Source organism: Aeromicrobium sp. P2_G6, assembly GCF_056403535.1.
Genome location: NZ_JBFUFH010000006.1, coordinates 209999 through 234894 on the forward strand (window position 1 = coordinate 209999; position 24896 = coordinate 234894).

Annotated in this window: 20 protein-coding genes; 2 read left to right on the forward strand and 18 right to left on the reverse strand. The window is 65.4% G+C overall.

The genetic code is table 11. The features are described from left to right. Positions 1-16: 16 nt before the first annotated feature. The gene (locus AC1DVU_RS18905; protein ID WP_476924001.1) at positions 17-1114 is read left to right on the forward strand and encodes an acyltransferase family protein; all 1098 of its coding nucleotides are present in this window, start codon (positions 17-19) and stop codon (positions 1112-1114) included. Next, positions 1111-1884 (forward strand): cutinase family protein, encoded by a 774-nt coding sequence (locus AC1DVU_RS18910; RefSeq protein WP_476924002.1) that lies wholly within the window; start codon positions 1111-1113, stop codon positions 1882-1884. The genes AC1DVU_RS18905 and AC1DVU_RS18910 overlap by 4 nt, the downstream gene beginning before the upstream one ends. A gap of 52 nt (positions 1885-1936) precedes the next feature. Here AC1DVU_RS18910 and AC1DVU_RS18915 read toward each other — a convergent pair whose 3' ends face one another. From AC1DVU_RS18915 to rplK, 18 genes are all read right to left on the reverse strand, one after another. Continuing rightward, complete coding sequence (locus AC1DVU_RS18915; protein ID WP_476924003.1) at positions 1937-5755, reverse strand: DNA-directed RNA polymerase subunit beta'; 3819 nt, start codon at positions 5753-5755, stop codon at positions 1937-1939. 69 nt (positions 5756-5824) lie between these two features. After that, a complete protein-coding gene (rpoB, locus tag AC1DVU_RS18920) occupies positions 5825-9289 on the reverse strand; it encodes a DNA-directed RNA polymerase subunit beta (protein ID WP_476924004.1) in 3465 nt (1154 codons plus the stop codon). A gap of 453 nt (positions 9290-9742) precedes the next feature. Next, positions 9743-10483: a hypothetical protein gene (locus AC1DVU_RS18925; RefSeq protein WP_476924005.1), complete on the reverse strand. Its 741-nt coding sequence runs from the start codon at positions 10481-10483 to the stop codon at positions 9743-9745. Continuing rightward, positions 10480-11052, reverse strand: coding sequence for a hypothetical protein (locus AC1DVU_RS18930; protein ID WP_476924006.1), 573 nt, complete (start codon positions 11050-11052; stop codon positions 10480-10482). Before AC1DVU_RS18930 ends, AC1DVU_RS18925 begins: the two co-directional genes overlap by 4 nt. Next, complete coding sequence (locus AC1DVU_RS18935) at positions 11049-12302, reverse strand: MCE family protein (protein WP_476924007.1); 1254 nt, start codon at positions 12300-12302, stop codon at positions 11049-11051. Before AC1DVU_RS18935 ends, AC1DVU_RS18930 begins: the two co-directional genes overlap by 4 nt. Then, entirely contained in the window at positions 12299-13663 is a 1365-nt protein-coding gene (locus AC1DVU_RS18940; RefSeq protein WP_476924008.1) for an MCE family protein, read from the reverse strand. The genes AC1DVU_RS18935 and AC1DVU_RS18940 overlap by 4 nt, the downstream gene beginning before the upstream one ends. Position 13664: 1 nt before the next feature. After that, the gene (locus AC1DVU_RS18945; protein WP_476924009.1) at positions 13665-14849 is read right to left on the reverse strand and encodes an MCE family protein; all 1185 of its coding nucleotides are present in this window, start codon (positions 14847-14849) and stop codon (positions 13665-13667) included. Continuing rightward, complete coding sequence (locus AC1DVU_RS18950; RefSeq protein WP_476924010.1) at positions 14849-15847, reverse strand: MCE family protein; 999 nt, start codon at positions 15845-15847, stop codon at positions 14849-14851. Before AC1DVU_RS18950 ends, AC1DVU_RS18945 begins: the two co-directional genes overlap by 1 nt. Beyond that, a complete protein-coding gene (locus AC1DVU_RS18955) occupies positions 15844-16929 on the reverse strand; it encodes an MCE family protein (protein WP_476924011.1) in 1086 nt (361 codons plus the stop codon). The genes AC1DVU_RS18950 and AC1DVU_RS18955 overlap by 4 nt, the downstream gene beginning before the upstream one ends. Further along, positions 16926-18359, reverse strand: coding sequence for an MCE family protein (locus AC1DVU_RS18960; protein ID WP_476924012.1), 1434 nt, complete (start codon positions 18357-18359; stop codon positions 16926-16928). Before AC1DVU_RS18960 ends, AC1DVU_RS18955 begins: the two co-directional genes overlap by 4 nt. A 3-nt stretch (positions 18360-18362) precedes the next feature. Next, entirely contained in the window at positions 18363-19208 is an 846-nt protein-coding gene (locus AC1DVU_RS18965) for an MlaE family ABC transporter permease (RefSeq protein ID WP_476924013.1), read from the reverse strand. Positions 19209-19210: 2 nt separating this feature from the next. Then, positions 19211-19987 carry an MlaE family ABC transporter permease gene (locus AC1DVU_RS18970; RefSeq protein WP_476924014.1) on the reverse strand — a complete coding sequence of 259 codons (777 nt, stop codon included), beginning with the start codon at positions 19985-19987 and terminating at the stop codon, positions 19211-19213. Positions 19988-20066: 79 nt separating this feature from the next. Beyond that, on the reverse strand, positions 20067-21026 hold the full coding sequence (locus AC1DVU_RS18975) for an ABC transporter ATP-binding protein (RefSeq protein ID WP_476924015.1): 960 nt from the start codon (positions 21024-21026) through the stop codon (positions 20067-20069). Between the two features lie 294 nt (positions 21027-21320). Continuing rightward, positions 21321-21713, reverse strand: coding sequence for a 50S ribosomal protein L7/L12 (gene rplL / locus AC1DVU_RS18980; RefSeq protein ID WP_476924016.1), 393 nt, complete (start codon positions 21711-21713; stop codon positions 21321-21323). 55 nt (positions 21714-21768) lie between these two features. After that, entirely contained in the window at positions 21769-22434 is a 666-nt protein-coding gene (gene rplJ / locus AC1DVU_RS18985; RefSeq protein ID WP_476924017.1) for a 50S ribosomal protein L10, read from the reverse strand. A gap of 237 nt (positions 22435-22671) precedes the next feature. Beyond that, positions 22672-23499 carry an SCO4651 family lipoprotein gene (locus tag AC1DVU_RS18990; RefSeq protein ID WP_476924018.1) on the reverse strand — a complete coding sequence of 276 codons (828 nt, stop codon included), beginning with the start codon at positions 23497-23499 and terminating at the stop codon, positions 22672-22674. A 138-nt stretch (positions 23500-23637) separates the two neighbouring features. Continuing rightward, the gene (rplA, locus tag AC1DVU_RS18995; protein ID WP_476924019.1) at positions 23638-24354 is read right to left on the reverse strand and encodes a 50S ribosomal protein L1; all 717 of its coding nucleotides are present in this window, start codon (positions 24352-24354) and stop codon (positions 23638-23640) included. Between the two features lie 82 nt (positions 24355-24436). After that, complete coding sequence (rplK, locus tag AC1DVU_RS19000; RefSeq protein ID WP_476924020.1) at positions 24437-24865, reverse strand: 50S ribosomal protein L11; 429 nt, start codon at positions 24863-24865, stop codon at positions 24437-24439. Positions 24866-24896 lie beyond the last annotated feature (31 nt).

Sequence of the window (24896 nt, forward strand, 5' to 3'; positions counted from 1 at the left end):
TATAGAGTCAATCACAATGAGTGCCCTCGAACCGTTGCCCGTCACCACGTCTCCGGCCAAGGAGCGCGTGGCCTACCTCGACAACGCCCGCTACTGGGTCATGCTCCTGGTGGTGATCGGCCACTCCCTCACGCAGTTCACCGACATGGACTCGGCCCGCGGAGTCTACGTGTGGATCTACTCGTTCCACATGCCGTTCTTCATCCTGATCTCCGGCTACACCGCACGCCGCTACATGGGCGACGCCCGCCAGGTACGCCGGATCGTCAGCACGCTCGTCGTGCCCTACCTGCTGGTCGAGACCACGATGCAGCTCATCACCCGGCACTACGTCGGTGAGCCCGATCCGCTGATGATCCTGTCGCCCCAGTGGCTGGCGTGGTTCATGGCCGCGCTGTTCGTCTGGCGCCTGACGACACCGATCTGGCGGGCGCTGAAGTACCCCATCACCACCTCGATCGTCATCTCCTTGCTCGTCGGGCTGATCGAGGTCCCCAACGTCCTGGCCCTGCCCAAGATCCTCGGCTTCCTCCCGTTCTACGTCGTCGGGCTGCACATGAGCCGCGAACGGTTCGAACGGCTCACCACACCTCGCGTCCGGGCGGCATCGGTCGTCCTGCTCGGCTCGGCGCTCCTGATCTGCTACGTCTACTCCAAGAACTGGACGACCGACTGGCTGCTGTGGAAGCAGCGCTACGACGAGAACCCGCTGAGCGCCACCGCGATCGAGGGCATCACGCAGCGAGCCGAGCTGCTGGCTGTCGGGTTCCTGCTGACGTTCGCAGCGCTGTCACTCGTCCCCCGCAGGCGTTCGTGGACCACGGCACTCGGCGGCCGTACGTTCTACTGCTACCTGATCCACGGCTACATCATCTTGTACCTGCAGTACCAGTTCGAGGTCTTCGATCGCCTCGACCGGTTCGGCGTGGGCGCCGTCATCGGCTGCACGCTGGTCGCGGTCGTCGTCGCCAACCTCTTGATGACCAAGCCCATCGCGACGATGTTCCGCCCGATCTTCGAGCCCAAGCTGGCCTGGCTGTTCAGGGAGACCCCCAAGCCGAGCCCGGCCAAGGCGTCGGAACCGGCGACCGACCGTTCCACCGCCACCACGTGAGGCGGCTCGCCGCAACGTTGGCACTGCTCATCGTCGCGGGGTGCTCGAGCCCCAGCCCGGCACACGAACCCGGTCCGTCGTCCACCAATCGCAAACCCGCCCCGGTCCTCGTGACCACCGGGTGCGCGGATCTGGTCGTGCTCGGGCTGCGCGGGTCGAACCAGTCGGCGGACCAGAACTTCGGGGCGGGTCAGGAGATCCTGCGCACCGTACGCGCGATGTCAGCCGACCTGCACCGCACGTCCGAGACGACTGTTCGCCTCGAAGGCATCCCCTACCGGGCTGAGAGTGCAGCGAGTGCGGCGATCTACCAGGCCAACATCGAGGACGGGGTGACGCGGACGAGGGCGCGGATGGCGCAGCTCGCCGAGCGGTGCCCCAAGAGCCGCATCGCGCTGGTGGGCTTCAGCCAGGGCGCCCAGGCCGTGCACGGGCTCGCGATCGACCTGTCGGCCTCGGCGTCGCGTCGGGTCGCCCTCGTCGCGATGATCGCCGATCCGCGACGCAACCCCGACGACGCGTTCGCCTCGTGGACCTACGGCAAGGCCGCGCCCGGTCCGGGCAAGCTCGGGGCCGGTACGCCGCTGCCGGACTCCCTCAAGGCCAAGGCCATCACGTTCTGCGCGACCGGCGACGAGATCTGCAACTGGCCGCCTGGCGGCTACGCCGGACCGCTGTCCGAGACCCACCGCCACTTCTACGAGACATCCGCCCATGCCCGAGAGACCGGCCACCAGCTGGCCCGGATCCTGCGCAAGAACGGCCTGTAGCAACGCAGAAGCCCCCGGCCGATGGCCGGGGGCTTCTGACGTGTCGTGCTGGCTACTTCTCGTACGACGTGAAGTCGAAGTCATCCAGCTGCACCGGAGCGGAGTCCGGGGCGCCGAAGCCGTAGTCGTAGTCCCCGTAGCCGGTGACGGCGTAGGCGGCCTGACGGGCCTCTTCGGTGGGCTCGACCCGGATGTTCTTGTAACGGTCGAGACCGGTACCAGCCGGGATGAGCTTGCCGATGATGATGTTCTCCTTGAGGCCGCGCAGCGCATCCGACTTGCCGTGGATGGCGGCGTCGGTGAGGACGCGGGTCGTCTCCTGGAAGGAGGCGGCCGACAGCCACGACTCGACGGCCAGCGAGGCCTTCGTGATGCCCATCAGGACCGGACGGCCGGAGGCGGGGGTGCCACCCTCGGCGACGACGCGACGGTTCTCTTCCTCGAACTTGGCCCGATCGACCAGGTCACCCGGGATGAGGTTCGACGCACCCTGCTCGATGACCGTCACGCGACGGAGCATCTGGCGCACGATGATCTCAATGTGCTTGTCGTGGATCGCCACGCCCTGCGAGCGGTAGACCTCCTGGACCTCGTCCACGAGGTGCTCCTGAGCCCGGCGGACACCGAGGATGCGCAGGACTTCCTGCGGATCCGGGGTGCCGTGAGTGAGCTGCTGGCCGACCTCGACGTGGTCGCCGTCGGCGATGAGCAGACGCGAACGCTTGGTCACGGGGTACTCCAGCACCTCGGAACCGTCGTCCGGCGTCACCACGAGCTTGCGCGTCTTGTCCGAGTCATCGATCTCGACCCGACCAGCGGACTCGGTGATCGGCGCACGGCCCTTGGGCTGACGCGCCTCGAAGAGCTCCACGACGCGCGGCAGACCGTGCGTGATGTCGTCTCCGGCCACACCACCGGTGTGGAACGTACGCATCGTCAGCTGCGTGCCGGGCTCACCGATCGACTGGGCGGCGATGGTGCCGACCGCTTCACCGATGTCGACGAGCTTGCCGGTCGCGAGCGAACGGCCGTAGCACTTGGCACACGTGCCGGCCTTGGCCTCACACGTGAGGACCGTACGGACCTTGATCTCCTCGATACCGGCAGCGATGAGCTGCTCGATCTCGACGTCGCCGAGGTCGCCGCCGGCTGCGATGAGCACAGCACCCTTGGCGTCGGTCACGTCAGTGGCAGCGGTGCGCGAGTAGGCCGACGTCTCGACGTTCTCGGCGGCGACCAGACGGCCGTCGTCGAGCTTCGTCGCGATGACCTTGGGCAGGCCTCGCTCGGTGCCACAGTCGTCCTCACGGATGATGACGTCCTGGCTGACGTCGACGAGTCGACGCGTCAGGTAGCCCGAGTCAGCCGTACGCAGAGCGGTATCCGCGAGTCCCTTGCGAGCACCGTGGGTGGCGATGAAGTACTCCACCACCGACAGGCCCTCGCGGAAGTTGGCCTTGATGGGGCGAGGGATGATCTCGCCCTTCGGGTTGGCGACCAGACCACGCATGGCGGCGATCTGACGGACCTGCATCATGTTTCCGCGGGCACCGGAGTCGACCATCATGTAGATCGGGTTGTCCTCGTGGAAACCCTTCTCCATCTCGGCCGAGACCTCGGCAGTTGCCTGCGTCCAGATCTCGATGAGCTCCTGACGGCGCTCGTCCTCGGTGATGAGACCGCGGTCGAACTGCGTCTGGACCTTGGCGGCCTGCGTCTCGTACGTCGCGAGGATCTCGGGCTTGCGGCCCGGGGTCACGACGTCCTCGATGGAGATGGTCACGCCGGAGCGGGTGCCCCAGTGGAAACCGGTGTCCTTGAGGTTGTCGAGCGAGTTGGCGACGTCGACCTTGGAGTAGCGCTCAGCGAGATCGTTGACGATCACACCGAGCTCCTTCTTGCCCACCTGGTAGTTGACGTAGCGGTAGTCCTCGGGCAGCGCCTCGTTGAAGATCGCCCGACCCAGGGTCGTCTCGACGGTCTCGCCGTCGATGCGGATCTTGACGTGGCTCTGCAGCGTGATCTCGTTGCGCTCGAACGCCATGATCGCCTCGGAGACCGAGCTGAACGCGCGACCCTCACCGATGTGCCCCGCACGCTCGAGCGTGAGGAAGTACAGGCCGATGATCATGTCCTGGGTCGGCATGGTGACCGGGCGGCCATCAGACGGCTTCAGGATGTTGTTGGTCGACAGCATCAGGACGCGGGCCTCGGCCTGCGCCTCCGCGCTCAGCGGCAGGTGCACGGCCATCTGGTCACCATCGAAGTCGGCGTTGAAGGCCGAGCAGACGAGCGGGTGGATCTGGATGGCCTTGCCCTCGATGAGCTGCGGCTCGAACGCCTGGATGCCCAGACGGTGCAGCGTGGGTGCGCGGTTCAGCAGCACGGGGTGCTCGGTGATGACCTCTTCGAGGACATCCCACACGACCGGACGAGCACGCTCGACCATGCGCTTGGCGCTCTTGATGTTCTGCGCGTGGTTGAGGTCGACGAGTCGCTTCATCACGAACGGCTTGAACAGCTCGAGCGCCATCTGCTTGGGCAGACCGCACTGGTGCAGCTTGAGCTGCGGGCCGACGATGATGACCGAACGGCCGGAGTAGTCGACGCGCTTTCCGAGCAGGTTCTGACGGAAGCGTCCCTGCTTGCCCTTGAGCATGTCGGAGATCGACTTCAGCGGACGGTTGCCCGGTCCGGTGACCGGACGGCCACGACGGCCGTTGTCGAACAGCGAGTCGACGGCCTCCTGAAGCATGCGCTTCTCGTTGTTGACGATGATCTCCGGAGCGCCCAGGTCGAGCAGTCGCTTGAGCCGGTTGTTGCGGTTGATCACGCGGCGGTAGAGGTCGTTGAGATCGCTCGTCGCGAAGCGTCCACCGTCGAGCTGGACCATCGGGCGCAGCTCCGGCGGGATCACCGGGACGGCGTCGAGGACCATGCCCTCGGGCGCGTTGCTGCTGCCGAGGAACGCCGAGACGACCTTGAGGCGCTTGAGCGCGCGGGTCTTCTTCTGGCCCTTGCCGGTCGCGATGATCTCGCGCAGCGACTCGGCCTCGGCGTCGAGGTCGAAGTCCTGCAGGCGCTTCTGGATCGCCGTGGCGCCCATGTAGCCCTCGAAGTACTTGCCGAAGCGGTACGTCATCTCGCGGTAGAGCAGCTCGTCGCCCTCGAGGTCCTGGACCTTGAGGTTCTTGAAGCGGTTCCAGACCTCGTCCAGACGGTCGATCTCGCGCTGCGTACGGTCGCGACGCTGCTTGGCCTCGCGCTCGGCGGCGTCCTTGACCTTGCGCTTGGCGTCGGCCTTGGCGCCCTCGTCCTCGAGTGCCTTGAGGTCCTCTTCGAGCTTCTGCATGCGCTCGTTGACCTCGTTGTCACGACGGTTCTCGAGCTGCTTGCGCTCGAGGTCGATCTTGGTCTCGAGGCTCGAGAGGTCCTTGTGGCGCGCGTCCTCGTCGACCTTGGTGATCATGTAGGCCGCGAAGTAGATGACCTTCTCGAGGTCCTTCGGTGCCAGGTCGAGCAGGTAGCCGAGCCGGCTGGGCACACCCTTGAAGTACCAGATGTGCGTGACCGGAGCGGCGAGCTCGATGTGGCCCATACGCTCACGGCGCACCTTGGACCGCGTGACCTCGACGCCGCAGCGCTCGCAGATGATGCCCTTGAAGCGCACGCGCTTGTACTTGCCGCAGTAGCACTCCCAGTCCCGGGTGGGACCGAAGATCTTCTCGCAGAAGAGGCCGTCACGCTCGGGCTTGAGCGTGCGGTAGTTGATCGTCTCCGGCTTCTTGACCTCACCGAACGACCATCCGCGGATGTCGTCGGCGGTCGCGAGACCGATCCGGATCTGATCGAAGAAGTTCACGTCGAGCACGTTGTCTTCTTTCCCTTGCTTGTTCTGAAAACTGATGTGGTTGCGGTGGGGAAGGTCCAGCCCTGGGGGCTAGACCTCCTCCACGCTGGAAGGCTCGCGCCTGGACAGGTCGATGCCGAGTTCTTCGGCGGCACGGAAGAGATCCTCTTCCGCGTCGCGCATCTCGACGGCCGAGCCATCACTGGAGAGCACCTCAACGTTGAGACACAGGGACTGCATCTCCTTGACGAGAACCTTGAACGACTCCGGGATTCCGGGTTCGGGGACGTTCTCGCCCTTGACGATCGCTTCGTAGACCTTGACGCGTCCGAGGATGTCGTCCGACTTGATGGTCAGGAGCTCCTGCAGCGCGTACGCCGCTCCGTAGGCCTCGAGGGCCCACACCTCCATCTCACCGAAGCGCTGTCCACCGAACTGCGCCTTACCGCCGAGAGGCTGCTGCGTGATCATCGAGTAGGGACCCGTGGAACGTGCGTGGATCTTGTCGTCGACGAGGTGGTGCAGCTTGAGCAGGTACATGTAGCCCACCGAGACGGGGTCGGGGAACTTCTCGCCGGTACGACCGTCGAAGAGCACCGCCTTGCCGTCACGCTTGACCATGCGCTCGCCGTCCCGGTTGGGGAGCGTCGAGGCCAGCAGGCCCTGGATCTCGTCCTCACGGGCACCGTCGAACACGGGCGTCGCGATGTTGGTCGAGGGCTCAGCCTTGTCCGCCTTGATCTTGCGGAGGGTCTGCGCCCACTCGTCCTTCTCGTCGTCCGGGATCTGCCAGCCGGTCTTGGCGACCCACCCGAGGTGGGTCTCCAGCACCTGTCCGACGTTCATTCGACCGGGGACACCGAGCGGGTTGAGCACGATGTCGACGGGCGTGCCGTCTTCCAGGAAGGGCATGTCCTCGACCGGAAGGATCTTGGAGATGACGCCCTTGTTGCCGTGACGACCGGCGAGCTTGTCACCGTTGGAGATCTTGCGCTTCTGGGCGACGTAGACGCGTACGAGCTGGTTGACGCCCGGGGAGAGCTCGTCACCCTCGGCCGAGTCGAAGACCCGGACGCCGATGACGGTGCCCGACTCGCCGTGCGGGACCTTGAGCGAGGTGTCGCGCACTTCGCGCGCCTTCTCACCGAAGATCGCGCGGAGCAGTCGCTCCTCCGGCGTCAGCTCGGTCTCGCCCTTGGGCGTGACCTTGCCGACCAGGACGTCGCCGTTGCCGACCTCGGCACCGATGCGGATGATGCCGCGCTCGTCCAGGTCCGCCAGCATTTCCTCGCTGACGTTGGGGATGTCGCGGGTGATCTCCTCGGGACCCAGCTTCGTGTCGCGGGCATCGACCTCGTGCTCCTCGATGTGGATCGAGGTCAGCAGGTCGTCCTGGACGACTCGCTGCGAGAGGATGATCGCGTCCTCGTAGTTGTGACCCTGCCACGGCATGAACGCCACGAGCAGGTTCGTCCCGAGGGCCATCTCGCCCTCGTCGGTGCACGGGCCGTCGGCCAGCGGGGTGCCGACCTCGACGCGCTGACCCTGCTCGACCAGCGGACGCTGGTTGGTGCAGGTGCCCTGGTTGGAGCGACGGAACTTCGCCAGACGGTAGGTGAAGTAGGAGCCGTCGTCCTGCATGATCTCGATGGCGTCCGCGGACACCTCGTTGACCACGCCGGCGACCTTGGCCACCGTGACGTCACCGGCGTCGACGGCGGCACGGAACTCCATGCCGGTGCCGACGAGCGGGGCGTCGTTGCGGATCAGCGGGACGGCCTGACGCTGCATGTTCGAGCCCATGAGGGCGCGGTTGGCATCGTCGTGCTCGAGGAACGGGATCAGCGCCGTGGCGACCGACACCATCTGTCGAGGCGAGACGTCCATGTAGTCGACGTCAGCAGCGGGGCGAAGCTCGGCCTCGCCACCCTTCTGGCGTACGAGGACCATGTCCTCGGCGAAGGTGCTCTTGTCGGTCAGGACCGAGTTGGCCTGAGCGATGATGAAGCGGTCCTCGTCCGTCGCGGTGAGGTAGTCGACCTGCTCGGTGACCTTGCCCTTGACGACCTTGCGGTAAGGCGTCTCGACGAAGCCGAACGAGTTGATCCGGCCGTAGGACGCGAGCGAGCCGATCAGGCCGATGTTGGGGCCTTCCGGGGTCTCGATCGGGCACATGCGGCCGTAGTGCGACGGGTGGACGTCACGGACTTCGTAGCCGGCGCGCTCACGGGACAGACCACCAGGTCCGAGGGCGGACAGGCGACGCTTGTGCGTCAGTCCGGCCAGGGGGTTGTTCTGGTCCATGAACTGGCTGAGCTGCGAGGTGCCGAAGAACTCCTTGAGCGCAGCGACGACCGGGCGGATGTTGATCAGGGTCTGCGGCGTGATGGCCTCGACGTCCTGAGTCGTCATGCGCTCGCGGACGACGCGCTCCATGCGGGCCAGGCCCGTGCGGAGCTGGTTCTGGATGAGCTCGCCGACCGTGCGCATACGACGGTTGCCGAAGTGGTCGATGTCATCGGCCTCGACGATCGTCTGGCCAGCAGGCGTCGTCAGCTCTTCGTCACCGGCGTGCAGCGCGACGATGTACTTGATCGTCGACACGATGTCGTCGATCGTCAGCGTCTGCTGGTCGAAGGCCTCTTCGACGCCGAGCTTCTTGTTGATCTTGTAGCGACCGACCTTGGCCGTGTCGTAGCGCTTGGCGTTGAAATAGTAGTTGTCCAGCAACGTCTGCGCGGCTTCGCGGCTCGGCGGTTCGCCCGGACGCAGCTTGCGGTAGATGTCGAGGAGCGCCTCGTCCTGGGTCGTGGTGTTGTCCTTCTCCAGGGTCAGGCGGATCGACTCGTACTGGCCGAACTCCTCGAGGATCTGGGCCTCGGTCCAGCCGAGCGCCTTGAGCAGGACCGTGACGCTCTGCTTGCGCTTGCGGTCGAGGCGTACGCCGACGAGGTCGCGCTTGTCGATCTCGAACTCGAGCCATGCACCACGCGACGGGATGACCTTCGCGGTGTAGATGTCCTTGTCGGACGTCTTGTCGGGCACGCGCTCGAAGTAGACACCCGGCGAACGGACGAGCTGCGACACGACGACGCGCTCGGTGCCGTTGATGATGAAGGTTCCCTTGTCCGTCATCAGCGGGAAGTCGCCCATGAAGACGGTCTGGCTCTTGATCTCGCCAGTCTCGTTGTTCATGAACTCGGCCGTGACGAACAGCGGAGCGGCGTAGGTGACGTCGCGGTCCTTGCAGTCCTCGACGGAGTACTTCGGCGGCTCGAAGCGGTGGTCGCGGAACGACAGGCTCATCGTCTCGGAGAAGTCCTCGATCGGCGAGATCTCCTCGAAGATCTCCTCGAGTCCGGACTTGGTGGAGACGTCCGTGCGGCCGCCGGCGAGGGCTTCCTCGACACCAGCCTTCCAGGAGTCGTCGCCGATCAACCAGGCGAAGCTGTCGGTCTGGAGAGCGAGAAGCTCTGGGACCTCGAGAGGTTCTGAGATTTTTGCAAAAGAGATGCGACGGGGCTGAACAGGTGCGGAGGTGCGCGAGGCGGCCAAGAGGGGTCCTTCCAAGGGCTCGCAGGCGGGTGGCTCGATGGATCGTGCTGCGCGCACGCCAATCGACCCCGGTCAAGGGGACATGGGCAGACAGAGCGAGCGCGAAAGTTCAGTGTAACCCGCAGGGCACAGCGAAGCAAGGGCGGGTCTTGACAAAGCCCGCTGCTTGGGGGAGTCTATTTGGCTTTTCATGAAGAACGCCGGATTTCACGCCTGAATCTCGCCGCCAGTTTTTCATGGCTTTCGTTGGGATAGGGCTACCGCGTTTGCGTCGTCGGCTCGCGCGTTGCGCCGTCGTCACCAGCGCTCACGAGTCAGTTATGTCCCATCGACAAGCGCCGTCGCGTCGGCAGCCTGCGTTGCGTCGCCTGCTCGTCGACGGGACATAACGAACTCCTGAGCTCGGCGCCCTGCCGCTGCAGTCTTAGCACCTCGCGGCGAGTTCCAACGCTGCTACAGAGCCCTCACGTTGTTGACGAGCCAGCCGTTGTCGGTGTTGACCATCGACAACGAGATCCGGTTGGCGAACACCGTCGGCTCCGTGGACGAGCCGATGAGGCGTGCCTGGTCGAGGAAGACCAGCACCGTGACCTTGTCGGGCGAGCACTCGTCCCCGCAGGCCAGAGGCGCAGCCTCGCGGGTCACTGCCTTGACGACGATCTTGCGGTCCGCCGTGACCTCGGAGAGCGCCGGCGCGACCTTGTCGAAGTCCTTGCCGAACGACGGCGTCATGAGTGCCTTGGAGGCTGACTCGTGCTCCTTGAGCTTGTCGGAGCTGAACGAGAAGATCGTCTGCGCGGCGCTCCCGGCAGCCGAGACGGCCTGCTCGCGCGACGTGTCGAGCGGATCGTCGCCGCCGTCACCGCGTATGTGCTGTACGCCGAACACGGTCAGCGCGACGCCGGCGATGATCGCCACGCCTGCCACCAGCACGAGCCAGAGCGGTGCAGCGTTGATCGCATCAGCGCGGTCGCGAGTGGGCGCCGGTGCACCCTTCGTCGGTCGGGTGGCCTTGGGGGTCGCGACACTCTTGGTCGGCGGGGCCGCCGGCGGGGCCGCCTTCTGCATCGCCGCCTTCTTGGCGGCAGCCTTCCTGGCCGGCACCTTCGGAGCGGCGGGCTTCGCAGCCGGCACGGCAGGCTTGCCCTCCCCCGCGATCCGGCGGCGGCGGGTCGGCCCAGTGGGATCCGTCATTCGCCGCTTCCTTCCGTGGCGCTGGGCGTCGCCGACGGCACCGGCGTGGCCTGGGCCTCGACGGGCGCGACGCTCTCGAAGGCCGAGACCAGCCAGTCGCCCTTGCTCTTGACGAACGACACCTTCCAGCGGAAGTGCCTCAGCACCGCGGCCTCGTTGTCGGTGTTGGTGATCTTGGCATCAACCGCGACGAGCGCGACGGCTGAGTCCTTGTCGATGCTCTCAACCCCGGTGCCGAGCACCTTGGCTTCGCCGCTCTTCTGCTTCTTGACCTCGAGTGCCTTGAACACGGCATCGGTGATCTTGACGAACTCCTTGTCGTACGCCGGCGTGAGCAACCCCTTGAGCCGCTTCTGATACTCGGCGAGCTCCAGCACGTCGTACGTGTTGTTGGCCACCGCGAAGTCGTTGGCCCGCGAGATCACCTCGTTGCGGTCCTTCGAGTCGCCGTTACTGCCGGAGGGGTCCCGAAGGAGCAGGACGCCACCGATTGCCGCGAGCACCACGCCGAAGGCCGTGGCGACCACCAGGAGAGCGATGACTCGGGAGCGGCTGGACCTTTCGGTCACTGTTGTGCCGGGCCGAGCAGAAGCCACTTCCAGGAGTCCTTTCCATTGGGTGCTGACGTCTCCGACGCTGCCGCCGCCCGATCCAGCTTGAACGGGCAGGCAACCGGCCTCTTGCCGTTCACCTCGGTCTTGCACGGCTGTCGCGCGATCTTGTTGTCAGGAACATTACAGTCCAGGTTGGTCAGGAACTCTTTGTCGCTGATGACCTGTTCGGCGCGACGCTTGGTGTAGCCCGAAGCCTCACCGTTCTGGGCATACGTGCAGGTGGGCGGCGGGGGCAGACCACCCGACATCACCAGCCCGAACGTCGCGTTGTAGTCCGAAGTGCCCGGAACCTTGTCGAGCACCGAGAACGAGCCCTCGACGAGGTAGGGGTAGAGGATGAAGATCGCCTGGAGGCCGAGCACGTTCTCCGACAGCGGCTTGTTGGCCGTGACGAGATCGCGGATCGCATTGCCGAGATCAGCGGAGTTCTCGTTGACCACGGCGTTGAGCGTTGCCGCACTCTCGCTGCCCTTGTCGAACAGGCGCCGCAGGTCGGGGTCCGCGTCGACCAGGCTGTCGGACAGCAGCGCCAGGTTCTTGGAGAACGTGCCGAGCTCACCCTGCTTGTCGATCTGGGTCTGCAGGACCGACGACGAGTCGTTGATCAGCGAGCGGGTCACGTCGATGTTCTCGTCGGCGGCCTTGATGAACTCCGACGACGTGTCGAGGATCGTCGACAGGTCCTGACCTGTGCCCTCGAACGCCTGCCCCAGCTCGTCGACGACCGTGCGCAGGCTGTCGGTGTTGACCGACGAGACGAGCTTGTTCAGGTCAACCAGCAGCGTCGTGGTGTCGATCGGGATGCGCGTGTCACGCAGCGAGATCGCCGATCCCTTGTGCAGGTAGGGCGCGGAGTTGGTGCGCGGCTGCAGGTCGACGAACTGCTCACCGATCGCCGACTTGTTGGCGACGACAGCAAGCACGTCGGCCGGGATCTTCGGGGCGCCGTTCTCGATGTCGAGGGTCGCCTGGACACCGTCGTCCTTGAAGGTGAGCTTGCCGACCTTGCCGACCGGGATGCCGCGGTAGGTCACCTGGGCCCCGGCGAAGATGCCGCCGGAGTCCTTGAACTGCGCCGACACCGGGAAGCTGCGGTCGACGACGAGCCGGTCGATCTGCGCATAGCGGCCGCCCACGAACGCGCCACCGAGCACCGTGACGATCGCGAAGATCACCAGCTGGATCTTGGTGAGTCTGGAGATCATGGTGCCACCGCCGGTTCCACGAGAAGTCGTCCGAGATCGCCGGCCGGCGTGCTGGCGACTGCCGTGCGGCACGTGCCGAGCAGCGAGCAGATGCCGCCCTGGCTCGGGGTCGGGGTCGCGCTCGGTGAGGGCTGGGTCGCTGTCGCTCCCCCGCTCTCATCCGGTGTCAGGTCAGGCAGACCCGAGCCGCCGGAGGCGGGCACAAGGCCGGCGACCAGGTCGACCAGCTGCTGAGTCGGGTCGGCGGACGTCGTGCCGGTTCCGGTCGGCAGCGCGCTGGTGTCGCCAGCACCGGCCAGCGAGGCATAGCCGTCGAGGATCGTCTGCAGCTGGTTGGCACCAATGTCGAGACCGAGCGAGAGGTTGGAGAAGTCGCCGAAGCACACGCCTTCCTTGACCATCGGCGGACCGTTGTCGCACTTGCCCGAGGCCTTGGCGTAGGTGTTGCCCACGAAGCCGTCCGAGAACGGGTAGGTCAGCAGGGCCTTCAACGCGTACGCCAGGTCGTCGCCAGCCTTGGTCAGGTTGGTCAGCGTCGGCACCAGGGCCCGCAGGTTGGCGACGGTGTCGGCCTTGGAGTCGTGGATGACGCCGGTCGCGACATCGCTGAGCCTGGACAGCGACTCGAGCAGCTTGACCAGGTCGTCGCGCTGGCTGTTGACGACCCGCAGCGCGTCGGGCAGGTCGTCGAGCGCACCGGTGATGGCTGCCTTCTGGCCGTTGGTCGCGACTGCGAGCCGGTTGACCTTCTCGAGCGACGTCAGCAGCGCGGCCTTGTTGTCGTCGAGCTGCGAGATGAACGACGTCGTGGAGTCGATGAGCTCCTTGACCTCGGGCTCGTTGCCGCCGAGCGCGTTGTTGAGCTCCTTGACGATCGTGTTGGTCTTCTCGAGCCCGCCACCGTTGAAGAGGAGTGAGGCAGCGCCGAGCACTTCCTCGATCTCAGGGTTGCGGCTCGAACGGTCGAGCGGAATCGTGTCGCCATCCTTGAGGGTGCCGTGAGCACCGGTCGCCGGCGGCGCCAGCGAGACGAACTTCTCGCCGAGCAGGCTGGTCTGCCGGATCGTCGCCACGGCGTTGTCCGGAAGCTTGGAGTCCCCGTTGACCTTGACCGTCACGACGGCGGTCCAGCCGTTGAGCTTGACGTCGGTGACCTTGCCGACCGCGATGTCGTTGACCCGCACGGCGCTCTGCGGCACCAGGTCGAGCACGTCGCGGAACTGCACCTTGACCGTGTAGGGGTGACTGCCGAGATCGGCGCCGCCGGGCAACGGGAGCTTGTAGGGCGAGAAGCCGCAGCCACTGAGCAGCACGGCCATGACGCTGCCGATCACGCCTACGCGAAGAAGTCTCATGTTCATGTCACTTCACCGCCAGCATGTCGGCGACGGAACTGTTGACTCGCTCGGGTGACGACGCCGCGGCTGACCGCGGCAGGGCGGGCAGCTCAGGCGTGGTGGGCGCGGCGGTCTTGCCGCCGAGCAGACCACTCAGCGTCCCGCACGTGCCGTTCTCGATCTTGTCCCCGAGCAGGTTGCACAGGAATGTCGTGGGGTCCGTGGCCGCGCCGAACAGCACCTCGGGGAGGTCGTTGCGGGTGTCGAGGCTTCCGGACGTGCCGTTGTAGGCGAGGGCGACGTTGGTCAGTGCCGTCGGCGCGTTGATCGTCTGCTCAGCGAGCTCGTCCTTGTGCTTGGCCAGCAGTGCCGCGAGCGAGGCGATGTTGTCGATGTTGCTGCGCAGCTTGCCGCGGTTCTCCTTGACCAGCGAGTTGACGTCGACCAGCGCCAGGCTGAGCTGTCGGAGCGTCTCTTCGAGGTCCTCGCGCTCGCCGGCGAGGACGGTCGACACCCGGGCCGTGCTGTCGTTGAACGAGCGTACGGCCGAGTCGTTGGACTTGAGCAGCTTCACGAACTGCTCGACCTCCCGCAGGCTGCCGAACAGCTCGTCCTTGTTGTTGGACAGCGTCGTGCTGAGCTTGCCGAAGTTGTGGATCGTCTCGTTGAGCTGCTGGCCCTGGCCGTCGAGCTGCTCGGCCGTGCCGTCGATGAGGTTGCTGAGCGAGCCCTCCTTGTTGGCACCTTCGGGCCCGAGGGCGACCGAGAGGTCGTCGAGGGACTTGTAGACCTGGTCGAGCTCGACCGGCACCGCGGTGCGCTCGACAGGCAGGAACGCGTGGTCCTTGAGGGCCGCACCGCCGTCGTAGGCGGGCGCGAGCTGGATGAACCGGTCGCCGACGATCGACGGCGAGACCACGACGGCCTTGACGTCGTTGGGCAGGCGGACATCGCCCTTGTAGGAGACCTTGGCGCGTACGACATCGCCACGCGGCGTGAGGCTCTCGACCCGGCCGACGGGAACGCCGAGGATCTTGACGTCCGATCCCTTGTAGACCGAGTTGGTCTGCTCGAAGTCGATCGTGATGTAGCGCTTGCCGTCGCCGTTGTTGACGACCAGCGCGAGGGCGGCGAGCAGGGCGAGCACGACGAACGCCGTCAGCACCTTGGAGATGCCGGCGAACCGCTGCGCCAATCCGGATGGACTCATCAGTTGCCCCCTCCCGCAAGTGCGTTCTCGATCTGGTCGCGGAGGCCGGCGCCCGAGGCCGTGCCGCCGAGATAGGTGTCGAACCATGGGCCGGTGCCGAGCGGGTTGGAGAACACCCGGAGGAATCCGGGGTACATCCGCAGGGCCTCGTCGAGGCTCACCTCGTTCTTGCGCAACATCGTGGTCACCACGTCGAGCTGGTCGAGCGCCGGCTTGAGGTCCGAACGGGTGTCCTTGACGAGTCCGCGCAGCTGGGTCGAGATCGTCTGCGTCGAGATGAGCAGTCGGTGGATCGAGTCGCGGCGCTCACTGATCGCCTGGAACAGCACATCGGAGTCCTTGAACAGCGTGACGAGCTCGGTGTTGCGCGAGTTGAGGACACCCGAGACCTTCTTGAGGTTGATCAGCAGCGTGTTGATCTGGTCGTCACGGGCCGCCAGGTTGCGCGAGAGGTCGGAGACGCCCTTGATGGCGCCACGGAACTCCTCAGGCGTGCTGGCCGAGACGTCGGCGAGGGCGTTGAGCGCCTTGGACAGCTCCGGGATGTCGATCTGGTCGGTGGTCTTGCTGAGGTCGGAGAACGCCTGCACGACGTCGTAGGGCGCGATGGTTCGATCGAGCGGGATGACGCTGCCCTTGGGCAGCTGCCCCGGCCCCTTGGGGGTCAGCGCGAGGTACTCGGCGCCCAGCAACGTACGGACTCGGATGTCGGCGCCGGTCTCGGTGCCGAACTTGGTGCCCTTGTCGATCTTGAAGGTCACGCGCACCTTGTTGCCGCTGAGCTCGATGCCCTCGACCTTGCCGACGGAGACACCCGCGACCCGGACCTCGTTGCCGGCCTTGAGCGCGCCGATCTCGGCGAAGTCCGCCTTGTAGGTGTCGCCGCTGCCGATGATCGGCAGCCGGTCGGCGCGGAAGGCGCCGAGCATCATCAGCGCGATCACGGCGATGCCGATGACGCCGATGATGACGGGATTGCGTTCGCGGAAGGGCTTCATTTGGCGTACCCCGGCTGGTTGCAACGTGGGCCACCGACCGCGAGGCCCTGGGGGCCGCCCAGGTCGAGCTTGGTCTCCGGCAGGATGCCGGCGATGGCGGGGATCGTGATGCTGCCCCGCACGTCGCACAGGTAGAAGTTGAACTCGCCGCCGTTGGAGGCCGCGTTGCCGATCTTCTGCAGCTTGATCGGCAGGATCTTGATCGAGTTCTCCAGCGTGGAGAGGTTCTTCTTACTGCTGAGGTTCTTGGTCAGCGAGTTGAGCTGCTTGATGTCCTCGCTGAGCGCCGGTCGGCCCTGTACGAGCAAATCGGACGTCTCGTCGGTCAGGTCGGAGATCGAGTCGACCGAGTTGAGGATCGCGTCACGGTCGTTCTTGAGCCCGGTCACGAACTGCTGGAGCGTGTCGATCGTGTCGGTCAGCTCCTTGTCGCGGCTGCCGACCGTGTCGAGCACCTCGCTCAGGTTGGTGACGACGTCGCCGATGAGCTGGTCGCGACCGGCCAACGTGTTGGTCAGCGATGACGTGCGGGCCAGCAGGTTCTCGACGTTGCCGCTCTCGCCCTGCAGTGTCTGGACGATCTCGTAGGCGAACTTGTTGGTGTCCGACGGCGAGAGCGCCTGGAAGACCGGCTTGAACCCGTTGAGCAGGACGTTGAGGTCGAGTGCCTCCTGCGTGCGGCTCTCGGGAATCGTGCTGCCGGCCTTGAGGGTCGTCTTGGCGCCATCCGCACCCTGTGTCAGGGCGATGTAGCGCTGCCCGACGAGGTTGCGGAACTTGATCGTGGCGTGGGTGTTGTCGGTCAGCGGTACGTCGGAGTCGACCCCGAACGTCACGAGCGCCTTGTCGCGCTTGACGATCTGGACCTTCCTGACAGAGCCGACGGCGACACCGGCGATGCGGATGTCGTCACCCTTGGCCATGCCGGTCACGTCGGTGAAGACCGCCTTGTACTCCTTGCGGTCGCCGAACGAGCCGTTGGTCAGCGTCAGCGCCAGGATCAGCGTCGAGATGCCGGTGAAGGCGAAGAAGAACCCGAGCTTGACGAGCGCTCCCATGGATTCGCGATCGATCTGCTTCATCGCAGCGTCACCTCCGTCCCACGGAGGACGGGGCTGATCAACAGCGAGCCGATGTCGGGAACACTCGACGGCTGCATGCCGAGCGTGCCGCCGAGCAGGACGTTGAGCTCGGCGCGCTCGCTGGCCGAGTCGATGCCGGTGACGCTGGGCTGGACCAGGTCCTGCAACGAGACGCTCGAGACGGCCGCACGGTTGGCGTAGTCGGCGTCGCTGCCGAACTTGGCGTGTGGCTTCTTGATGCCGATCAACTTGTAGACGTCGGCCGGGATCTTGAACGGGTTTTCCTGCGAGGAGTACTTCTTCTCCTCGGCCGCACCCTTGTTGATCTGGTTGAGGTCGAGGCAGCTCGGGGCTGCCGCGTTGTCGGCCCTGATGTCCTTGCCGCTCTTGGCGGGTGCGCCGGACGACGCGTCGTCGAAGGTCTTCTGCGTCACGCTGAGGTTCTCGTTGGCGTCGTAGGCATCGGGCTGCGCGATGACCTCGATGTTGATGTGGAGCCGGCCGTCGCGGTAGGCGCTGTCGAGTCGCGGAATGAGCGTGTGCATCGCAGACAGGAAGCACGGGAACGTCGTGGAGTACTTGCCGACCGTCTCGAGGATCGGCCGGCTCAGCTTGTTGAGCGTCTTGATGTTGTCCCCGTTGTCCTTGGTGAAGGTCGTCAACGTGTTCGACAGCTCCGTGCCCTCGTCGAAGAAGGCCGTGAGCTGTGACTTCTTGGCGACGATCGTGTTGCCGGTGACGACGGTGTTGCGCAGCAGCCGGCCGATCTCGGGCATCGCGGCCGCATAGCCGTCGGACACGGTGCCGAGCTTGGTGAGGTCATCGATGAGCTGCGGGATGTCGGGGTTGGTCTTCTGCAGGTAGCTGTTGGCCTGGACCAAGGTCTCGCCGAGCTGCTTGCCGCGGCCCTCGAGCGCGGTCGAGACCGCGCTGAGCGTGTAGGACAGGTTGGCCGGGTCGACCGCATCGAGCAGCGGGTAGAGATCGTTGAGCACGGTCTCGACCTCGATCGGCACGTTGGCCTTCGTGATCGTGTCGCCGGCCTGCAACGACTCGCCATCGGAGCTGGCCGGCGGGATCAGCGCCACGTACTTCTCACCGAACAGCGTCTTGGGGATCAGCTGCGCCGTCACGCCCTTGGGGACGTCCTTGATGAGCTTGGGGTTCATCGCGAGCAGCAGCTTGACGCCGTCTCCGTCGGGCTCGACCTTGCGGACCTCGCCCACGATCATGCCGCGCAGCTTGATGTCGGCGTTCTGCGGCAGGTTGACGCCGGTCGTGTCGGTCTTGAGCGTCACGGCGTCGTAGTCGACGAATGCCTTGGTGAAGAACGCGTAGGACACCCAGACGATGAACAGGATCAGCGCGATGAAGGCAGCGCCGAGCATCTTGAGGGAGCCGGAGCGCTCGAGCAGGGGGGTACGAGCCATGGTTCAGCCCGCCAATCTGACGGTGACGTTCGTGCCCCAGATCGCCATGGAGGCGAGCAGGTCCACGACGTTGATCGCGACGATCGACGTACGGACGGCCAGGCCCACGGCCACACCGACACCTGCGGGTCCGCCGCTGGCGTAGTAGCCGTAGTAGCAGTGGATGAGGATCACGACGATGGCGAAGATCAGCACCTTGGCGAACGACCACAGCACATCGCCTGGTGGCAGGAAGGTTTGGAAGTAGTGGTCATAGGTGCCCGCACTCTGCCCGTTGATCTTGGTGATCGTCAGCCTCGTGGCGAAGTAGGACGACAGCAGTCCGACGATGTAGAGCGGGACGACGGCGATGAGGCCGGCGAGGACTCGGGTCGTCACGAGGAACGGCAGCGACGGGATCGCCATGACCTCGAGCGCGTCGACCTCCTCGCTGATCCGCATGGCACCCAGCTGGGCGGTGAACCCGCAGCCGACGGTCGCGGCCAGAGCGATGCCGGCGACGATCGGCGCGATCTCGCGGGTGTTGAAGTAGGCGGAGACGAATCCGGTCAGTGCGGACGTGCCGAGCTGGTCGAGCGCGGCGTAGCCCTGGATGCCGACCTCGGTGCCGGTGAAGAAGCACATCGCAGTGATGACGCCGACCGTGCCGCCGATGACAGCGAGTGAGCCGGAGCCCAGCGCGACCTCGGCGAGCAGTCGCACGATCTCCTTGCCGTAGTGCTTGATCGTGCGCGGGATCGAGCCGACGACGCGGATGTAGAAGAGCATCTGACGACCGAGGCCGTCGAGGAACCCGTTGAACTTCGCCGGAAGGGCGATGACGGTGGACAGAGCTGTCTTGTCAGACATCGTCACATCCCCTTCGGCGGCACGAGCTGGATGTAGATCGCCGAGACGAAGAAGTTGACGATGAACAGCAAGGTGAACGTGATGACCACGGCCTCGTTGACCGCATCGCCGACGCCCTTCGGGCCGCCCTTGGCGTTCATGCCCTTGTAGGACGCGACGATGGCAGCCAGGAACCCGAAGATCAGGGCCTTGACCATGCCTTGGATCATGTCCTCCAGCTGGGCCAGCGCCGTGAACGAGGCCACGTAGGAGCCCGGCGTGCCGTCCTGGAGGATGACGTTGAAGACGTAGCCTCCGGCCACGCCGACGACCGTGACGAGGCCGTTGAGGAACACCGCGACCAGCATGCAGGCCAGGACGCGCGGGACGACGAGGCGCTGGATCGGGTCGATGCCGAGCACCATCATGGCGTCGAGCTCTTCGCGGATGCGGCGGGCACCGAAGTCGGCGGCGATAGCCGACCCGGCCGCACCGGCGATCAGGAGGGCGCACGCGATCGGGCCGGCCTCACGGACGACGGCCAGCACTGCGGCCGAACCCGTGAACGACTGGGCGCCGAACTGCTTGATCAGGCCGCCGACCTGCAGCGCGATGACAGCGCCGAACGGGATCGAGACGAACGCGGTCGGGACGATCGTCACCTTGACGATGAACCACGACTGGAGCAGGAACTCCTTGAGCTGGAACGGTCGGCGGAACAGCGCCACCAAGACGTCCAGCATGAAGGCGAACAGGTTGCCGGCAACCCTCGCGGGTCCGGCGACGACGGCGGCAGTCATACCGCTACCTCCGTCAGGAACACACGATTCGAAGGCAGTGGCGCGACTCCTGCCTCATGATTCGCCGGCTGGCGCTCGCTCACGCAACACCGCCGGCAGCCAGCGGCATCTTCTCTCCGAAAGAACCGGCAGGGGCAGAAACTCCGTTGTCGCGGCACCAGGCACCCGGCTCACGCTGGGCGCGGCGGGGACGGCCGTCGGACGGCTCGAGCTGGAGCGGGACAGGCGGCAGCGGCGGCATCTCGATGCCCTGCTCCGCGGCGAGCTCGTCGGCGTCCTTCTCCTCGGACATACCGATGGGCCCCACAGTCTGGGCATTGAGGAACTGGGCCACGACAGGCTCCGACGACGTCAGCAGCATCTCGCGCGGACCGAACATCGCCAGGTGCTTGTGGTAGAGCAGGCCGATGTTGTCCGGCACCGTGCGGGCGGTGTTGACGTCGTGCGTCACGATCAGGAACGTCGCATCGATCTGCGCGTTGAGGTCGATGAACAGCTGGTTGATGTACGACGTGCGGACCGGGTCAAGACCCGAGTCGGGCTCGTCGATCAACAGGATCTCGGGGTCGAGCACCAGGGCGCGGGCCAGGCCGGCACGCTTGCGCATACCGCCGGAGATCTCACCGGGCAGCTTGTTCTCGGCGCCGACCAGACCGGTCAGCTCCATCTTGTCCATCACGATGGTGCGGATCTCGGACTCGGACTTGCGGGTGTGCTCACGCAAGGGGAATGCCACGTTGTCGAACAGGTCCATCGAGCCGAACATCGCGCCGTCCTGGAACAGCACACCGAACAGCTTGCGGATCTCGTAGAGCTCCTTCTCGGAGCAGTTCGCGATGTCGGTGCCCTCGATGTAGACGTGGCCCTCGTTGGGCTTGAGCAGACCGATCAGCGTCTTGAGGAACACCGACTTGCCGGTGCCGGACGGGCCGAGCATGACGGAGATCTCTCCGGCCGGAAGGGTCAGCGAGACGTCCTTCCAGATGAGTGAGCTGCCGAACTTCTTGGTCAGCCCCTCGACGACGACTTCTACGCCCACGGTCGGCCCCTCCTTGCTTGCCGTGGTCTGCCGGCGATTGCCGGCCGAGCTACCTCATCCTAGGTCTGTGTGACTGTGGACACAGAGAGTAACGAGATATGGCAACCGAGGTTACGCTCTCGCGGCCCTTCGTGACTCACCAGTAACAACCTGAGGACCCGGTGAAACTTACCCCATGTAACTCGGGGTGACAATCGTGAGCCACGTCACTGCGAACAGACAAACCGTCACCTGGTGACAGACAAAAGCGCCCCTCCCGAAGGAGGGGCGCTCTTGAATGGATTCAGCGACGAGTCACTTGACAGTGACGCTGGCGCCGGCGGCCTCGAGGGCCTCCTTGGCCTTGTCGGCAGCTTCCTTGTTGGCCTTCTCGAGAACAGGCTTCGGGGCGCCCTCGACGAGGTCCTTGGCCTCCTTGAGACCGAGGCCCGTGATCGTACGGACTTCCTTGATGACCTGGATCTTCTTCTCGCCGGCACCTTCGAGGATGACGTCGAACTCGTCCTGTTCAGCAGCAGCCTCACCACCGGCGGCAGCGCCACCGGCAGCAGGAGCGGCAGCCGCGGCAACCGGAGCGGCCGCGGTGACGTCGAACGTGTCCTCGAACTCCTTCACGAACTCGGAGAGCTCGATGAGGGTCATTTCCTTGAATGCATCCAGCAGATCGCCGGTGCTGAGCTTCGCCATGGGGGCGTCCTTCCGTTATTGAGACCCCGAGGGGGTCCCGATGTGAATCGGGCTTTCAGCCCTCGGTCGTCTCGGCGTCGGCAGACGCTTCGACAGGGGCGGCGTCGGCGGGTGCCTCGGCCGGGGTTTCTGCTTCCGCCGACTCGGCCGCGGGGGCCTCCTCGACAGGGGCAGCAGGCGCGGGGCCGGCTGCCAGAACCGACGGGTCGCTCTCGGCCTTCGCCTGCAGGGCACCCAGAACTCGGGCGGCCTGCGACAGCGGGGCGTTGAACAGCGACGCGGCGTTCGTCAGGCTGGCCTTCATGCCACCTGCGAGCTTGGCGAGGAGGACCTCGCGCGACTCGAGGTCGGCCAGCTTGTTGATCTCGTCAGCAGTGAGGATCTTCCCGTCGAGGAAGCCTCCCTTGATGACGAGTGGCGTGTTGGCCTTCGCGAAGTCACGCAGACCCTTGGCCGCCTCCACGGCATCGCCCTTGATGAAGGCGATGGCGGTCGGACCGGTGAGGAGATCGGTGTCGAGCTCCACTCCCGCGTCCTTGGCGGCGATCTTGGTCAGCGTGTTCTTGGCGACGGCATAGCTCACGTTCGCACCGAGAGTGCGCCGCAGTTCCTGCAGCTGCTTCACGGTGAGACCGCGGTAGTCGGTCAGCACAGCAGCGTTCGACTCACGGAAATTGTCCGCGAGCTCGGCAACAGCTGCTGTCTTGTCCGCGTTTGCCATGGGTCTCCTTCCAGCACATGGGTCCATCCGACGACTGCGACCCCATGTGCGTACACGGGCCCGACACGAAAAAACGTCCCGGCGCAAGGCACGGGACGTTGAAAGGACCAACATTCGCAACCTGCGCGGGCCGCCCTTCCGGGCGCTTCGTGCGACTCTTGCGAGTCACCGACCAGCGGTCTTCGGTATGTCCAGAATAGGGCACGGCCGGACGGCGACCAAATCGTCGCCGCCGGATCAGCTGCTCGTCGTCGCACTGCCCATCAGTTTGCTGAGGTCCTGGTCGGTGACCTCGCTGGCCGGAGGCGCCTCGACGGCGACCGGCTCGCCCCACTTGGAGTAGTCCATCGTCATCTTCGTCCCGGCGATGTCGAACTCCATGCGCCGGAGCAGGTCGTCCGTGCCCAGGTACATCACGTACGTGATCGTCTTGGGGATGTTGGCGCCGGCTCCGCCTGGCAGGTCCGACAAGGCATCCAGCTTGCTCGTGTCGAGCACGATCTCGTACGGCTGTGCGTCGACTCCGTCGAGCTTCGTCGGCTCGCCCTTCTTCTTGAACGACGTCACGGCGTTCTTGAACTGCTCGAGCTGCTTGGACGGATCCATCTGCTCTGCCAGCTGGCCGAACTGCTTGCCGACCGGATTGTCCTCGTCGGTGAGATCGATCTTGGCGTACTTGCCCTTCGTCATCTGGCCGAGGTTCATGTAGAAGACTCCGTCGACGAGGACCATCTTCATCGTCGCGGGGCCGGCCGAACCCATGTCCATGTCCATCGACATCGACGTGTCGGCGAAGTTCTTGCCGAACTCTGCGTCGCCGTCGGCCTTGATGCTCTGACCACCGACGCCCACGGTCATCTCGGCGTGAGCAGAGCCCGCCTTCTCCTGCGCCTCGATCAGCGTCGTGAAGAACGACTCGGCATCCAGATCCTTGTCCGTAGTTCTGGCCGATGACACCGACTTCGGGGCGGACTCGCCCTTGTCCTCGTCACCACAGGCCGACAGGGTCAGGCCGGCGAGCAGCACGACGGCGGCGATCGAGGAGAGCCTTCGGGAGAACGTCATGGCTCGAGCATAGGAGTCTCGACAGCATGTCGGAAACCCGGGGACGCACGAAAGCCCCCGGCGATGCCGGGGGCTTTCGTGGTGTCGTCTTCGGAGGCTCAGGCGGTTTCGATACACCCGCTCGTGCCTCGCGGGCACTCAACCCAAGTCGTCGACGGAGTAGCTCTTGGTGCGGCTCGGATCGACCGGAACGCCAGGACCGTTGGTCGTGGAGACCGTGACCTTCTTGACGTAGCGGCCCTTGGAGCTCGCGGGCTTGAGGCGCAGGACCTCGTCGAACGCGGCGCCGTAGTTCTCGGCGAGCTGCTCGGCGCTGAACGACGCCTTGCCGATCACGAAGTGCAGGTTGGCGTGGCGATCGACGCGGAACTCGATCTTGCCGCCCTGGATGTCCGACACGGCCTTGGCCACGTCGGTCGTGACGGTGCCCGTCTTGGGGTTGGGCATCAGGTTGCGGGGACCGAGGACGCGGCCGAGGCGACCGACCTTGCCCATCATGTCCGGCGTAGCGACGACGGCGTCGAACTCGAGCCAGCCCTCGTTGACCTTGTCGACCAGCTCGTCGGCGCCGACGTAGTCAGCTCCTGCCTCACGTGCGGCATCGGCGTTGGCGCCGGTGGCGAAGACCAGGACCCGTGAGGTCTTGCCCGTGCCGTGGGGGAGGTTGACGGTGCCGCGCACCATCTGGTCGGCCTTGCGAGGATCGACGCCAAGACGTACGGAGACGTCAACGGTCGAGTCGTACTTCTTGCTCCCCGACTCCTTGGCCAGCGTCGTGGCCTGGAGCGGTGTGTAGAGCTTGTCCCTGTCGATCTTTTCGGCGACCTGTCGGTACGCCTTGCTGTGCTGTGCCATCTCTGGTCTTCCTTCGTGTATGAACCAGTTGTGGTCTGAACGGGCCCAGCGGGCCCTGCCACCTACTGCTTGGTGAGTGTTGTCAGTCCGTCGTGACGCCCATCGAGCGCGCAGTGCCCTCGACGATCTTCATGGCGGCGTCGATGTCGGTCGCGTTGAGATCCGGCATCTTGGTCGTGGCGATCTCGCGGATCTGGTCCTTGGAGATCTTGCCGACCTTGTCCTTGTGCGGGACGGCCGAACCCTTCTGCAGACCAGCGGCCTTCTTGATCAGCTCAGCCGCGGGCGGCGTCTTGGTGATGAAGCTGAACGTACGGTCCTCGTAGATCGTGATCTCGACCGGAACGACGTTGCCACGCATGGCTTCTGTGGCCGAGTTGTAGGCCTTGCAGAACTCCATGATGTTGACGCCGTGGGGGCCGAGCGCGGTGCCGACGGGCGGCGCCGGGTTGGCCATACCGGCCTGCAGCTGCACCTTGACGATGGCTGCGACTTTCTTCTTGGGAGGCATTTCTCGGGTCCTTGACTACTGAATGGTTGGT

What these genes read in the sequence shown, in the direction of transcription:
- AC1DVU_RS18905 (WP_476924001.1), top strand. Translation starts at nt 17, where the DNA reads ATGAGTGCCCTCGAACCGTTGCCCGTCACCACGTCTCCGGCCAAGGAG.
- AC1DVU_RS18925 (WP_476924005.1), bottom strand. Translation starts at nt 10,483, where the DNA reads ATGACGGATCCCACTGGGCCGACCCGCCGCCGCCGGATCGCGGGGGAG.
- AC1DVU_RS18935 (WP_476924007.1), bottom strand. Translation starts at nt 12,302, where the DNA reads ATGATCTCCAGACTCACCAAGATCCAGCTGGTGATCTTCGCGATCGTC.
- AC1DVU_RS18940 (WP_476924008.1), bottom strand. Translation starts at nt 13,663, where the DNA reads ATGAACATGAGACTTCTTCGCGTAGGCGTGATCGGCAGCGTCATGGCC.
- AC1DVU_RS18945 (WP_476924009.1), bottom strand. Translation starts at nt 14,849, where the DNA reads ATGAGTCCATCCGGATTGGCGCAGCGGTTCGCCGGCATCTCCAAGGTG.
- AC1DVU_RS18950 (WP_476924010.1), bottom strand. Translation starts at nt 15,847, where the DNA reads ATGAAGCCCTTCCGCGAACGCAATCCCGTCATCATCGGCGTCATCGGC.
- AC1DVU_RS18955 (WP_476924011.1), bottom strand. Translation starts at nt 16,929, where the DNA reads ATGAAGCAGATCGATCGCGAATCCATGGGAGCGCTCGTCAAGCTCGGG.
- AC1DVU_RS18960 (WP_476924012.1), bottom strand. Translation starts at nt 18,359, where the DNA reads ATGGCTCGTACCCCCCTGCTCGAGCGCTCCGGCTCCCTCAAGATGCTC.
- AC1DVU_RS18965 (WP_476924013.1), bottom strand. Translation starts at nt 19,208, where the DNA reads ATGTCTGACAAGACAGCTCTGTCCACCGTCATCGCCCTTCCGGCGAAG.
- AC1DVU_RS18970 (WP_476924014.1), bottom strand. Translation starts at nt 19,987, where the DNA reads ATGACTGCCGCCGTCGTCGCCGGACCCGCGAGGGTTGCCGGCAACCTG.
- rplL (WP_476924016.1), bottom strand. Translation starts at nt 21,713, where the DNA reads ATGGCGAAGCTCAGCACCGGCGATCTGCTGGATGCATTCAAGGAAATG.
- rplJ (WP_476924017.1), bottom strand. Translation starts at nt 22,434, where the DNA reads ATGGCAAACGCGGACAAGACAGCAGCTGTTGCCGAGCTCGCGGACAAT.
- AC1DVU_RS18990 (WP_476924018.1), bottom strand. Translation starts at nt 23,499, where the DNA reads ATGACGTTCTCCCGAAGGCTCTCCTCGATCGCCGCCGTCGTGCTGCTC.
- rplA (WP_476924019.1), bottom strand. Translation starts at nt 24,354, where the DNA reads ATGGCACAGCACAGCAAGGCGTACCGACAGGTCGCCGAAAAGATCGAC.
- rplK (WP_476924020.1), bottom strand. Translation starts at nt 24,865, where the DNA reads ATGCCTCCCAAGAAGAAAGTCGCAGCCATCGTCAAGGTGCAGCTGCAG.